Below are 14,092 nucleotides of genomic sequence, written 5' to 3'. Positions count from 1 at the left end.
CGCTAATGCGCTGACAGCTTGTAGAGCCGCTGGCAATAGGCCTTCGCCGAAGCCTCCCAGCTAAATCGTTTGTGACTGGCGTTATCACAGACCTGCTGCCACTCCTCCTTACCTATGAGTGGCAGGGTCTGCGCTAGGGTCTGTAGCAAGGCACCCGACTGCTCCGCAAGGCTATCCCCATAGAAAACGAAGCCGTCTTCCCCATGGCTTACCGTATCTTTGAGCCCGCCAACCCCATGCACCAGACAAGGCTGCCCCGCCCGCATCGCCAGCATCTGACTAATGCCGCAGGGCTCGAAGGAGCTGGGCATGATAAAGAGATTACCGCACTCATACAGGGCGTCTGACAGGGGTAGATCGAAGCCATTGATAAACAGCAGGTTATGATATCTGCCAGCCAGCTGCATCAGCTGCGTTTCGATGGCATCTTCACCACTGCCCAGGATCGCCATCAGGCCACTTGGCGCATGCTCGGCCAGCATCTTAAGCAGATGCTCCAAGGTGCTAACGCCCTGCTGGTCGCGGTAGCAGAGGATCGCCATCTTCTGATCCGTCAAACGCCCCACTGAGGTCAGTAGCAGCCTTGGGGCATCTTGAAATTCCGATTGTCGCCGCAGCCGGGCAAGGGTCATCAATGCCAGCTGATCGCCGCTGCGAACCCAAGGCGTCTGACATAGCCAGCCCCCAATGGCTTGCTCGGCGCTATCGATGAGTGGCGTCAGCTTATCCGTGCTCCCCCTGAGCAGCGCCTGACGCTTACTGAGCTGACCCGAGCCTTTATGACTTGGATACTCGCAGCCGTTTAAGATGCCGTGCAGGGCGCCCGCTTGTTGTTTCAGCTGCAAATCAGCCTCCAATCCTTCGCCGCCGACAAACCCAAGCTCTGGCGCTGAGGGCCGCAGCACCTCCTGAGCATAACTCGGCGATACCAGATGCACGCGATCGCTCAGCACTATGGCCGCGCGCAGCGGGTTGAAACACTGGGGATATCTGGGATCTGTCACCCTAGCGAGGGCGTCGTCATCGAGCGTGGCAAACAGACCGGGTAGCCAGGCCTGCAGGGAAGAGTGCTCCTGACTGAGCGGCCGCGTGCCTTGAATCGCCAGATTATGAATGGATAACACGCAGGGAATCGCCTTAAGCGCGCCATACTCGGGGGCAAAGGCGCGCAGCAGCGCCAGCACGCCGCAGTGCCAATCGTGCAGATGCAGATGATCCGGCATCGGCATCAGGCCCGACGCCAAGGCCTTGGCAACGCCCAAACAAAACAGGGCGAACTTGTTGGCGTCCTCGGCAAAGGGGCGTTCGCTCGCCCCCGGGGTGTAGATCTTACCGCCCTGGTCGAACAGCGGATGATCGATTAGATAAAGATTCACCTCGGGCAGACTGGGGTGCGCCGCGCGGTAAAGGCTTAGCCAGTGTGGCTGCCCATAGAAATCCACCACCAGCTCCCCCAGCGATTCGGCCGCCTGCTGACGATGTAAAAAGCCATAGCTTGGCATGATCACGTCGCTACACACGCCCTGGGAATAGAGGGCACCCGGCAGGTCACGGATCACGTCCGCCATGCCGCCCACCTTGGCCCCCTTGAGCGCGCCGTTCTCGGCGGCAACCATCAATACGCGCTTCATCGCGCCCTCCCCTAATCTCTTACTCATAGCCTACAGGTAACCCTAACATGTCACGGGTCACCAGGGTGATCCCCCCTGCCGAGACCCTAAAGCCCCGCGCCCTGTCGTGATCATGGTCATGGCCGATCACTGTGCCTTCTGGGATGATGCAGCCTCTGTCTAAGATGGCGTTCTTTATCTGACAGTTACGTAGCACCACCACATCGGGCAGCACCACAGAGTTTTCCACCGTGGAGTAGGAGCAGACCTGCACCTCATTAAACAGCACGCTGCGTCTCACGGTGGAGCCCGAGATGATGCAGCCACCGGAGACGATGGAGTCTACCGCCATGCCGCGACGCTCATCGTCATCGAAGACAAACTTGGCCGGCGGCAGCTGCTCCTGGAAGGTCCAGATGGGCCACTTGGCGTCATAGAGGTTCAGCGCAGGTGTCGGCGACAGCAGTTCCATGTTGGCCTGCCAGAAGGAGTCCAGGGTGCCCACGTCGCGCCAGTAGGCTTCCTCATCGGTAAAGCCGCTTCTGAAGGGATGGGCGTAGACCTCATGCTCCTCGATGATCGACGGGATGATATCCTTACCGAAATCGCGATCCGAGTTCTCATTCATGGCGTCTTTCTTGAGCTGCTCGAACAGGAACTCGGTGTTAAACACATAATTGCCCATGGAGGCCAGGCACATCTCGGGATTTTCCGGCAGATGCTTGGGCAGCTCGGGCTTCTCTTCGAAGCCCAAGATCTTGTTGCGCTCGTCCACCTCGACCACCCCAAAGGCGCCCGCGGCCTCGGCGACCGGCACCTCGAGGCAGGAGACAGTCATGTCGGCGCCCGACTCGGCGTGGGCCGCCAGCAGGCCGGCATAGTCCATGCGATACACATGATCGCCAGAGAGGATCATCACATACTTGGGCAGCTCGTGGCGTATGATGTCGATATTCTGGAACACGGCATCGGCCGTGCCCTTGTACCAGCTCTCGGAATAACGCTGGGAGGCGGGCAGGATCTCCACCGACTCCCCCACTCCTTCTTGAAGTGGCCCCAGCCACGCATCACATGGCGGATCAGGGAGTGCGACTTATATTGGGTCACGACGCCGATACGGCGAATGCCCGAGTTGATGCAGTTCGACAGCGGGAAGTCGATGATGCGGAACTTGCCACCGAAATAGAGCGACGGCTTGGCGCGCCAGTCGGTCAATTCATGTAGACGTGAACCTCGCCCCCCGGCCAAGATTAACGCATAGGTTTCTCGGGTTAAATTACTGATATAACGTGGGCTAGGATTCATATTAGGCATAGGTACTCACTCCTTGAGATAAAAAACACACCAGTTGCTTGGGCGCCGCAGCGGCCCGACTTAGCTCGATAAACGTCATTAGGCTATCCCCCAGATCTCGTCTCGATATTGACCAATGGTGACATCGCTGGAGAAGCGACCACTGGCGGCGGTATTGCGTATGCTCATCTGTGTCCAATGGTGGCGATCCCGGTAGGCCTTGGCCGCCTGCACCTGAGCCCGTCGGTATGACTCGAAATCGGCGGCGATCATCCAAGGGTCCCGTGGACAACGTATGCTGTTGATGATGGGGTCGAAGATCCCTGGCTCCAGCAGGTTGAAATGGCCGCTTTCCAGCAGGTTCATCACCTCGCTCAGCGCCTGGGAGTTATTGATAAACTGTTGAGGGTCATAGTGGGGCTTTAGCGCTTCCACCTCGTCGGCCCTCAGACCGAAGAGGAAGAAGTTGTCCTCGCCCACCTCTTCGAGCATCTCGATATTGGCGCCATCCAGGGTGCCTATGGTGAGGGCGCCGTTCATCATGAACTTCATGTTGCCCGTGCCCGAGGCCTCCTTGCCCGCGGTGGAGATCTGCTCGGAGAGATCCGTCGCCGGGCAGATACGTTCCATGGCACTGACGTTATAGTTGGGGTAGAAGGCGAAACGCAGATAAGGTGCCACCAGGGGATCCGAGTTCACCATGTGGGCGACATTATTGGCCAGCTTTATCAATAGTTTGGCCATGGCATAGCCGGGGGCCGCCTTGCCGCCGATCAGCACGCACCTAGGGGTGATATCGGTAAGCTTGCCCTGCTGGATCTGGTGGTACAGATGGATCACATGCAGTATGTTGAGCAGCTGGCGCTTATATTCATGAATGCGCTTCACCTGCACATCGAACATCATGGCGGGGTCGAAGCGGACCCCGCACTCCTGCTCCACCAGCTCGGCGAGCTGCTGCTTATTACCATGTTTCACCTCCTGCCAGGCTTTTAGCAGGCTCTCATCATCGGTGAAGGCATTGAGGGCGCTGAGGCGACTCAGGTCCTTCACCCAACCGTCCCCTAAGCGCTTGCTTAAAAGCTCAGCCAACGCCGGATTACTCTGGGCCAGCCAGCGTCTCGGCGTCACACCATTGGTCTTGTTGTTAAACTTCTCGGGCCACAGGGTATAGAAATCCCTAAACAACCCAGAGGTCAACAATTGGGTATGCAGCCCAGCAACGCCGTTTACCGAGAAGCTGGCGACAATCGCCAAATAGGCCATACGAATATGGGGCTCATCGCCCTCTTCAATGATCGACATGGCTCGCAGCTTGTCACCGTCGCCGGGCCAGTGGTGGGCGACCGTGTCGAGATAGCGGGCGTTGATCTCATAGATGATATCCAGCAGCCTGGGCAGCATATGGGCAAACATGCGCACCGGCCAGCGCTCCAGCGCCTCGGGCAGCAGGGTGTGGTTGGTGTAGGCCATAGTCTGGCTAGTGATGGCCCAGGCACTGTCCCAATCCAGGCCGTACTTGTCCATCAAGAGGCGCATCAGCTCGGGGATCGCCACGCTTGGGTGGGTGTCATTAAGCTGCATCACATGCTGGCGGGCAAAATCCCTGAAATCGGTGCCATGCTGGCTCACCCAGGTGTTGAGCAAGTCCTGCAGGCTGGCAGAGGAGAGAAAATATTGCTGCCGCAGCCTTAGCTCCTTGCCGTTCTCGCTGGCGTCATTGGGATAGAGCACCATGGTGATCTGCTCCGCCAGGTTCTTGCGAGCCACCGCCTCGGTGTAATCCCCCTGGTTAAACTCTTCGAGATCGAAGTCGTCCGTCGCCTCAGACTTCCACAGCCTGAGGGTGTTGATCCGCTCGTTACGATAGCCGGGTACCGGCATGTCGTAGGCCACCGCCAGTACGTCCTGGGTCTCCACCCAGGTGTATTGGCGTTTACCGTCACGGTCGATATAGGACTCGGTATGACCGAAGAAAGGCACGGTCACATTGTGGCTCGGCACACGCACCTCCCAGGGGTTGCCGTCCCTGAGCCAGCGATCGGGGCGTTCCACCTGATAGCCGTCACACAGCTTCTGGGCAAACATGCCGTACTCGTAACGAATACCATAGCCGGTAACGTTGAGATCTAGGCTGGCACAGCTGTCGAGGAAGCAGGCTGCCAGGCGCCCCAGGCCGCCGTTGCCCAGCCCGGCATCATGCTCCTGCTCTTCCAGGGTCTCCAGCGCGACCGCATAATCTTGCAACACTTTGGCACTCTCGTCGTTCATATCCAGATTGAGCAGCGCATTGCTAAGGGCTCGCCCCATGAGGAACTCAAGCGACAGGTAAGCGACCTTCTTGTTACCCGTGTCGCGATCCAGCTGGCGGGTGGCGCGCCACTTGGGCAGCATCTGATCTTTCACGCTCATGGCGAAGGCGTAAAACAGCGCCTGCTCGTCGCGCTCCTTGGGGGTCAGGCTCTTGTCGATATGACGCTCGAAACAGGCGCCCAGGGTCTCGCAGGGATCGCAGATGAGGCTGTCGGCCTTGGCCAGGCTCTCGGCTGACACATCAGCTGTGTCCCGACTGGCAGTTTCACTGGCCGTCTTAGCGGGCTTGTTGGTCTTTACGTGCTTTTTGGGTTTAGTAGTCGAACTCATCGAGACTCTCCTGCCGCACTCGGCATTGAGGAAAATTGGGCGTAATAGATGGTCAGGCTCTTGTCCTGCAGCACCAGGCTGGCGCCTTGCAGCAAGGCCTGATGGGGGATGGGCTCGCCATACTGGGGACTATCCTGGGTACTGACCAGACACTGCCACTGCACTATGCCTTCCAGGCTTGGCAGGGTGAACTGCTGCGGCCTGTCGTCGGCGTTGAACATCAATAGCAGCGCCTGACGACAACCGGCCTGGACTTCGAGTTCGCCGCTGATCACCAGACTCAGGGTCCGGGTCTGCGCCTCGCCCCAATGGGCCTTGGTCATGTGCTCCCCCTGACGGCAGAACCAGTCGAGGCCGGGAGAGGCCTGATTGGCGCTCTCATGGATATAGTCTCTGTGGCACAGCATGGGGAAACGGCGACGCAGCTTGATCAGCTGAGCGGTGAAACTCAGCAGCTCATCGCTGTCGATATCCATGCGCCAGTCCAACCAGCTCGCCGGGTTGTCCTGGCAATAGGCGTTGTTGTTGCCCAGCTGGCAATGGCCCATCTCGTCGCCGGCCAGCAACATGGGCACACCTTGGGACATAAACAGTGTGGTGAGCAGGTTACGGCACTGGCGGGCTCTAAGTGCACTGAGCGCCGGCTCGTCGCTCTGGCCCTCAAGGCCATAGTTGTCGCTGTAATTCTCGTTGTGGCCATCACGATTCTGCTCGCCGTTGGCCTGGTTATGTTTACGGCGATAGCTCACCAGATCCATCAGGGTGAAGCCGTCGTGGCTGGTGATAAAGTTGATGCTGGCCGCCGGCTTGCGCCCGGCATGCTCGAACAGATCGCTGGAGCCATGAAAGCGTCTGGCAAACTCGGGCAACATGCCCGCATCGCCGCGCCAGAAGCGCCTCACAGTGTCGCGATACCTGTCGTTCCACTCGCTCCAACCTATGGGGAATTGCCCCAGCTGATAGCCTCCCGGGCCTATGTCCCAGGGCTCGGCGATGAGCCGCACCCGGCTGAGCACAGGATCCTGGGCAATGGCGTCGAAGAAGCCTGAGCCCGCATCGAAGCCGTGCGCCTCACGCCCTAAGGTAGTGGCCAGATCGAACCTGAAACCGTCGACCCCCATCACCTCGACCCAGTAACGCAGTGAATCCATCACCAGCTGTAACACCCTGGGGTGAGACAGATTCAGGGTGTTGCCGCAGCCGGTATCATTGATGTAGTAACGCGGCTCTATGGGATGCAGGCGGTAGTAGCTGAGGTTATCTATCCCCTTGAAGCTGTAAGTGGGCCCCAGACGATTGCCCTCGGCGCTATGGTTATAGACCACATCGAGGATCACCTCTATGCCAGCCCGGTGCAGGGCACTGACCATGTCGCGAAACTCATCTATCGCCGCCTTCCCCTCTTGCTCGCTCAGGTAGGCATTATGGGGAGCGAAGTAGCCCAGGGTGTTGTAACCCCAGTAGTTCGTCAGTCCCTTGTGCTGCAAGAAGGCTTCGCTGACAAACTGCTGCACGGGCAGTAGCTCGACGGCGGTGATCCCAAGGCGGGTCAGATGTTGCACACTGGCGGGATCCCCAAGGCCGGCGAAACGTCCCCGGTGGGCCGCTGCCACCTCGGGGTTTTGCTGACTAAAGCCCTTCACATGCAGCTCGTAGATAGCGCTGCGGCGCAGCGATAGCGGGCTGTCACTCTGGTCAAAGGGATTCACCAGGGGCGTTATGGGCCTAAGGGTTTCGAGATCCACCACCACGCACTTGGGCATGAAATCGGCGTTATCCAGCTCGCAGAAGCTCAGATCCTCCTGCTCGTGACCGAAGCGATAGCCATAGTGAGAATCATGATCGCTTATCCCGCCGGTCAAGCGCTTGGCATAAGGGTCGATCAGCAGCTTGTTGACATTAAACCTGTGGCCGATCAGCGGCTGATAGGGCCCGTCGACCCGATAACCGTAGCAGCACCCCGCCTTGAGGCCAGACACATGGCCATGCCAGATCTGCTGAGACTGTCGCTCTAGCCTTAGCCTGGCGACTTCCCGCTCCTCCTCGTCGAACAGACACAGGTAGACGGCGCTGGCATGGGCGGAAAACAGCGCGAAGTTCACCCCCTCGCTATCTAAGGTGGCCCCGAGTGGATAAGGCTTGCCGTGGGTCAGTCGCATGGGCGGCGCTCATCCAGTTCCTGCACCTGTTCCAGTACTAGGCAGGCCAAGGGCGGCACGCTGATGCAGGCGCTCTGGGCCTGGCCCTGATAGGGCTGCGCCTGGGTCTGGATCATCCCCTGATTGCCCACGTCGCTGCCGCCATAGTAGTGGCTGTCGCTGTTGAGGCGTTCACGGTATCGCCCAGGCTGAGGCAGACCGATACGAAACTCGCGGTAGACTTCTGGTGTCATGTTAACGATAAAGATCAGCTGCTTGTCGCCGCTCCGGCGGATAAAGCTCAGTACCCCGGCGCTGGCGTTGTCGCAATCGAGCCAGTTAAATCCCTCGCCATGATGGTCGTCGCCATAGAGGGCCACGCTCTGTCGGTAGAGGCTGTTGAGATCTTTCACCCAGCGCTGCATCCCCTGATGAGGCGCGAAGGCTAGCAGGTGCCAGTCGAGGCTATGCTGGTGATCCCACTCGTCGCGCTGGGCAAAGTCTGCCCCCATGAAAAGCAGCTTCTTGCCGGGATGGCCCCACATGAAACCGAGATAGGCCCTCAGGGTCGCAAACTTCTGCCAGTCGTCGCCGGGGATCTTATGCAACAAAGACCCCTTGCCGTGCACCACCTCGTCGTGGCTGAGGGAGAGGATAAACTGCTCGGTGAAGCAGTACATCAGGCTGAAGGTCAGCTCGTTGTGATGATGGCTGCGATAGATAGGATCCCGGCGGATATAGCTGAGACTGTCGTTCATCCAGCCCATGTTCCACTTAAAACCGAAGCCCAGGCCGCCCTCATCGACCCGTTTGGTGACGCCGGGCCAGGCGGTCGACTCCTCGGCGATCATCATGATGCCAGGAAAGCCCTGGTAGAGACGGCTGTTGAGATCCTGCAAGAAGGCGATGGCATCGAGATTCTCGCGCCCGCCGTGAGCGTTGGGTAGCCACTCATGGGGCTCGCGGCTGTAGTCGAGATAGAGCATGGAGGAGACGGCGTCCAGGCGCAGGCCATCCAGATGAAACTCCTGCAGCCAGTAGTGAGCATTGCTGAGCAGATAGCTGTGCACCTCGCCGCGGCCGTAGTTATAGATAAGCGTGTCCCAGTCGGGGTGCTCGCCCTGACGGGGATCTTGATGTTCATAGAGGCAGGAGCCGTCGAAACGGGTCAGCCCATGGGGATCCTTGGGGAAGTGCGCCGCCACCCAGTCGAGGATCACCCCGACCCCGGCCTGATGGCAGGCATCGACGAAGGCCTTGAGTTCATGGGGCTGACCGAATCTGTGGGTCGGCGCATAGAGTCCCACGGGTTGATAGCCCCAGGAGCCGTCGAAGGGGTATTCGCTCAGTGGCATCAGCTGCAGATGGGTGTAGCCCATCTCCACCACATAGGGGATCAGCTGATCGATGAGCTGACGATAACTGAGATACTGCTCGCCATTTTCCCCCTGGCGACGCCAGGAACCCAGATGGACCTCATAGATGGAGACGGGCTGATTGTGCCAGGTCTGCTTGGCCCGCTTCGCCAGCCAGGACTTGTCCTGCCAGGCATATTCGAGTTGGGGCGGCACGATAGAGGCGTTCCCCGGGGCACCTTGCATGGCGCGGCCAAAGGGATCCGCCTTAAGCAGTCGCTCGCCCGCTTGGGTAACAATCTCATATTTATAATGGGTCAGCGCCTTCATCTGCGGAATGAAGATCTCCCACACGCCATTGGCCGGATGCTGGCGCATCACATGCCGTCTGCCGTCCCAGTCGATGGCATCATGCACCAACGATACCCGCTTTGCATTCGGCGCCCAGACACAAAACTGCACGCCGCAGATCCCATCCACCTCACGCCAGTTGGCGCCCATGAAGCGGTAGGCCTGCTCCTGACGCCCCTCGCTAAACAGGTACAGCGCCTCCTCGCTCAGCAGGCTGGCATACTGATAGGGGTCATTGACCTCCTCGGTGCAACTGGGATAATGCACCCGCAGGCGATACTCGAAAGGATTGATGCGGCGCCCGGCCAGCCCGGCGAATATCCCCGCCTCATGGCACTTATCCAGCTCGGCCACCTTGCGGCCATCTTGGGCGGCGATCAGCTCGACACGCTCGGCCCCAGGCAGAAAACAGCGCACCACCAGACGTTTAACCAGGTTCACAGCCTTGGCATCCTTGATGCTTTTGCCTGATTTAGTCGCGGCGGCAACCTCAATGGCGTGCATACCGAGCAAGGCGAAGATATCCACATAGTCGGCAGCCAGCAGAGCCTCAATTTCGCTTGGTGCAATCAGTGGAGTAGGTGCAATCACTGGTTTAGGCACAGTCACTGATTTAGGCTTAGTCTCTGATTTAGGCTTAGTCATCTGGTTATCCCTTTGCTTGTCTGTGTCATAGGTCTGTTATCGACTAAAAATAGGCTGACGATGGCAATCGCCTGCCCGGCAATATTGGTCGCTGGCCTCGGCCGAGCTGCGCCCCTCGACGATGCGTCGCAGCAGGCGTTTGATCGATGGCGACTGTCTCAGGCTGGTCAGGCTATAGGGCAGTCGTCGCTGCCAGTTGGCGTATTCCTGCCAAGTCCCGGGGATATTGACCCCGTGTCGCTCGCAGCAGAGATCCGCCAGTTGAACGCTAAAGAGACGTGAATTGGAGCGCGCCGCCACCGCCACCCAGCCACTTAGCAGCTGCAGATAGTCGTCTTCCAGCGAGCCCGCTTCGCCGTTGGCCTCGAGCCAGGCCAGTAGCTGCTGACGCTCGCCGTCGCGCCGCTCGAGGGCTTGCTCCAGCGCCTCATCGCTGTCGATGAGCTCGAGCTGGCGCTTGAGATGCAGATCGCTTTGACTCCACCAGGCCAGCAGCGTCGGCACGTCGTGGTTGGCCAGCATCATCAGGCTGTCGCGCCTGTGCTCCTTTGGTGACTTGAAGGTTTCGCCCTGTTTACAGAAGTAGAAGAGTTCATTGGCATAGATGCCGCCGTCGCTGAGTTTGGCGCGTACCTCGTCCGGCACTATGCCGAGATCTTCGCCGATCACCACACAGTTACCGCGCATACTCTCAAGGCGCACGATCGCCAGCAGCGTGTCTATGGGGTAGTAGACATAAGCCCCGGACGCATTTTCGGATTCACTCGGCCACCACCACAGACGTAGCAACGCCATCACATGGTCGAGTCTCAGCGCACCGTAGTAACGCATGTTGCTGCGAATGAGGCCGATGAAATGGCTAAATCCAGACTGAGCCATGGCGATGGGATCCGGTGGCGTCAGCCCCCAGTTCTGCCCCTTTGGCGCAAAGTCATCGGGCGGCGCACCTATGCTGGCATTCTGGCAGTAGCAGCCTTGATTGTGGTGGACTTCGGCGCCATCGCCGCGCGCGCCCACCGCCATGTCGCCGATAAGGCCTATGCTCATGCCCGCCGCGAGCGCCCTATGCTGACAATCGAGCAGCTGCTCATGGGCGACAAACTGCAGGTACTGATGCAACTGGGGATCGGCGGCCAGCGCTTCTCCCTGGGCCGCGGCCTTGTCTGCCTCGAACTGGCAAAAACGGCTCAGCGCCTCCCCCTCCTGGGCGACAAATTTCAAAAATGCCTGCTCCCGCGCCCCACCGCTGCCCAGCACATCACGACTAAACACCTGATAAAGGGCGGTAAAGAGACGATACTTGAGCCGGGTCAACTTGGGATAATCGAGCCAGTTGTCGCGATTTAGCCGCTCGCGCTCCAGCGCGAGTGTTTGCCGCAGCGGCGCTATCTCTTCGGCTTCTGCTACCTGCTCGATATGAATATAGAGGGGGTTCAGACGGCGTCTGTCGCTCGGGCTATAGGGGCTGATATAGGCCTCTTCCTGATTAAAGGGGTCACCCAGGGCATGAAGCGGATTGAGCTGAATGAAGTCACAGCCATAGCCAGCCAACCAGGCGATCAACGCCCCCAGATCGCCAAAGTCCCCTATCCCCCACTGGCTGTCGCTGCGCAGGCTATAGAGGGCGATGCTCACTCCCCAGAGTTTATCCGTCTCCCGCAGCTGCTTGGCCTTGGGCGGTGCCAGTAGCCAGATCCCCTGATGCCCCTCGGCTTGCCAGTCGATGACCTTGGCTTGCGTGTTTGCGTTGGTGTTTGCGTTGGTGTTCGTGTTGGCCTCGCCCGTGCCTTTACTAAAGCCAACCCACAACTTGTGATAGCCCATGGGCAGAGATTGCCCCCGTGCCAGATAAGGCGCGACCGATACCCGGTAACGGTAATAGAGATGCGGCTCGTCATAATAGTCGCCGACCCGCTCCAGCGCCGAGAAGGGGATAGTCATCTCGAGCTGGGCACCGCCCTCGGTGACGATACGCACCCTAAGATCGCGCTGCATCTCGCTGGGTAGAGATAATATAAAGCTTGGCGCCGTCAGACAGGCAAATTGAAACGCCGCGAGCGGTCGTTGCCAGGGCGCGGCGTCGAGGGCGAAGTTGCGCTCTGCAATCGCCTCGCCGTTGGCGGCGACAAAAGCATCTGGGCTGAGATCATCCAGGTTAAATTCAGGCTGGGTACAATTAGCCAGCAGGCAGGCCAGTATGCCGAGGCGCTCGGCCTGACTATGGTGCACCATGCGGCCCGAGTAGTCGCTATAGCTGGCACCTACGCCCTGCAAATAGAGTAACTTTTCTAAGCCCTTCTCTAAGCCCATCGCCCTGTCCCTGCCAGTCAGTCAAACAGCCCTAATTCCTTGAGCAGTAAACATGCCAAGCACAGGTAACAGCTTGACGACAGATTTATGTCAATCAGATGAACTCTATTTATCTATAATAATTAGCCACTTAACACTTCACGCTTAAGGCCAGGCCAGGGAGCAAGCCAGACAGAGCGGCCGCTGATAAAGACTGGGCGCCGCACAAATATTGTGCAACCGACCTAAAGCGATGCACAAAAATCAAACAGATGATGATCGGGTGGTTTGGTTTATCTGAATGAGTTTCACATGATGAAAGTCGCCGTGATAGATTTTCGAAATTGAAAATCAGTCAAATTTCGTATTTGTCATAAATTTACAAATTTAGTCGTATTGATCTAAGTTTTTGCCATGCTTTCGACTGGACAGATGCTATTTATGAGGCAGATCACACCTTTGCGATAACCGCATTGGTACTTTAGTTACCAGAAAAGATAACAACTTTTAACTTTAAGCATAAAAAAGGTGATTTTATGGCTGCTAAATTTTTTATCCCATCAGTCAACGTATTAGGACAAAATGCTGTTGACGACGCAATTGGTGATATTAAAACCTTAGGCTTTCAGCGAGCGCTGATCGTTACCGACAAGCCACTGGTCGAGATTGGTCTGGTTGGTCAGATCGTCGAGAAGTTTGGCGCGGCGGGCATCACATCGACTGTGTTTGACGGCGTGCAACCTAACCCAACAGTGGGTAACGTGGAAGCGGGCCTCGAACTGCTCAAGGCGAACGACTGTGACTTCGTGGTTTCACTGGGTGGCGGCTCGCCACACGACTGCGCCAAGGGTATCGCCCTGGTTGCCACTAACGGCGGTAGCATCAAGGACTATGAAGGTCTGGATATGTCGGCTAAGCCACAGCTTCCATTAGTCGCCATCAACACCACTGCCGGTACCGCCAGTGAGATGACCCGCTTCTGCATCATCACAGACGAGGCTCGCCACATCAAGATGGCGATCGTGGACAAGCACACGACCCCTATCCTGTCGGTTAACGACCCAGAGCTGATGCTACTCAAGCCTGCCGGCCTGACTGCGGCAACCGGTATGGACGCGCTGACACACGCGGTCGAGGCCTATGTTTCTATCGCGGCTAACCCTATTACCGATGCCTGTGCCATCAAGGCGATCGAGCTTATCAAAGGTAATCTGGTCGAAGCGGTTGAAAACGGTCAGAGCCTTGAGGCACGCGACCAGATGGCTTACGCCCAGTTCCTGGCGGGTATGGCCTTCAACAACGCAAGCCTAGGTTATGTTCACGCCATGGCGCACCAGCTAGGCGGTTTCTACGACCTACCACACGGCGTCTGTAACGCCCTGCTGCTGCCGCACGTTCAGGCCTACAACGCACAAGTTGCTGCGCCGCGTCTAAAGGATGTTGCCAAGGCCATGGGTGTCGATGTCAGCGCAATGACAGATGAGCAAGGTGCAAACGCCGCCATCGAAGCAATCAAGGCACTGTCTGTTGCGGTGGAGATCCCTGAAAACCTCACCACACTGGGCGTTAAGGCAGAAGATATCCCAACGCTGGCCGACAACGCATTGAAAGATGCCTGTGGCCTGACTAACCCTAAACAGGCGACGCACGAAGAGATCTGCCAGATCTTTACCAACGCGCTATAGACTCGCCGCATAAGTTTCGAATTTCTCCCTGCAAGTAGAAATTCCCAAAGGCCCACCTCAGGTGGGCCTTTTTTCGTCTCGCG

At 58.1% G+C, this 14,092-nt stretch carries 6 protein-coding genes and 1 pseudogene; 1 reads left to right on the top strand and 6 read right to left on the bottom strand.

Features of this window, described 5'->3' with window-relative positions; genetic code table 11:
• Positions 1-2: 2 nt before the first annotated feature.
• From DB48_RS11720 to malQ, 6 genes and pseudogenes are all read right to left on the bottom strand, one after another.
• Complete coding sequence (locus tag DB48_RS11720) at positions 3-1,631, bottom strand: glycogen synthase (protein ID WP_235375389.1); 1,629 nt, start codon at positions 1,629-1,631, stop codon at positions 3-5.
• 19 nt (positions 1,632-1,650) lie between these two features.
• A pseudogene (glgC, locus tag DB48_RS11715) lies at positions 1,651-2,924 on the bottom strand (glucose-1-phosphate adenylyltransferase).
• 78 nt (positions 2,925-3,002) lie between these two features.
• A complete protein-coding gene (locus DB48_RS11710; protein WP_041510457.1) occupies positions 3,003-5,546 on the bottom strand; it encodes a glycogen/starch/alpha-glucan phosphorylase in 2,544 nt (847 codons plus the stop codon).
• On the bottom strand, positions 5,543-7,705 hold the full coding sequence (gene glgX, locus DB48_RS11705) for a glycogen debranching protein GlgX (protein WP_041510456.1): 2,163 nt from the start codon (positions 7,703-7,705) through the stop codon (positions 5,543-5,545). Before glgX ends, DB48_RS11710 begins: the two co-directional genes overlap by 4 nt.
• Entirely contained in the window at positions 7,696-10,035 is a 2,340-nt protein-coding gene (glgB, locus tag DB48_RS11700; RefSeq protein ID WP_443018646.1) for a 1,4-alpha-glucan branching protein GlgB, read from the bottom strand. The genes glgX and glgB overlap by 10 nt, the downstream gene beginning before the upstream one ends.
• A 36-nt stretch (positions 10,036-10,071) precedes the next feature.
• Positions 10,072-12,345 carry a 4-alpha-glucanotransferase gene (gene malQ, locus DB48_RS11695; RefSeq protein ID WP_052813761.1) on the bottom strand — a complete coding sequence of 758 codons (2,274 nt, stop codon included), beginning with the start codon at positions 12,343-12,345 and terminating at the stop codon, positions 10,072-10,074.
• A gap of 515 nt (positions 12,346-12,860) precedes the next feature.
• On the opposite strand from malQ, the gene yiaY reads away from it, so the two are divergent.
• Positions 12,861-14,009, top strand: coding sequence for an L-threonine dehydrogenase (gene yiaY / locus DB48_RS11690; RefSeq protein WP_041510455.1), 1,149 nt, complete (start codon positions 12,861-12,863; stop codon positions 14,007-14,009).
• The last annotated feature ends 83 nt before the right edge of the window (positions 14,010-14,092 follow it).

It is taken from the genome of Shewanella sp. cp20 (assembly GCF_000832025.1).
GTDB lineage: Bacteria > Pseudomonadota > Gammaproteobacteria > Enterobacterales > Shewanellaceae > Shewanella.
Note: the sequence above shows the minus strand (reverse complement) of the source record. Positions and strands in the feature narration are given on the sequence as shown.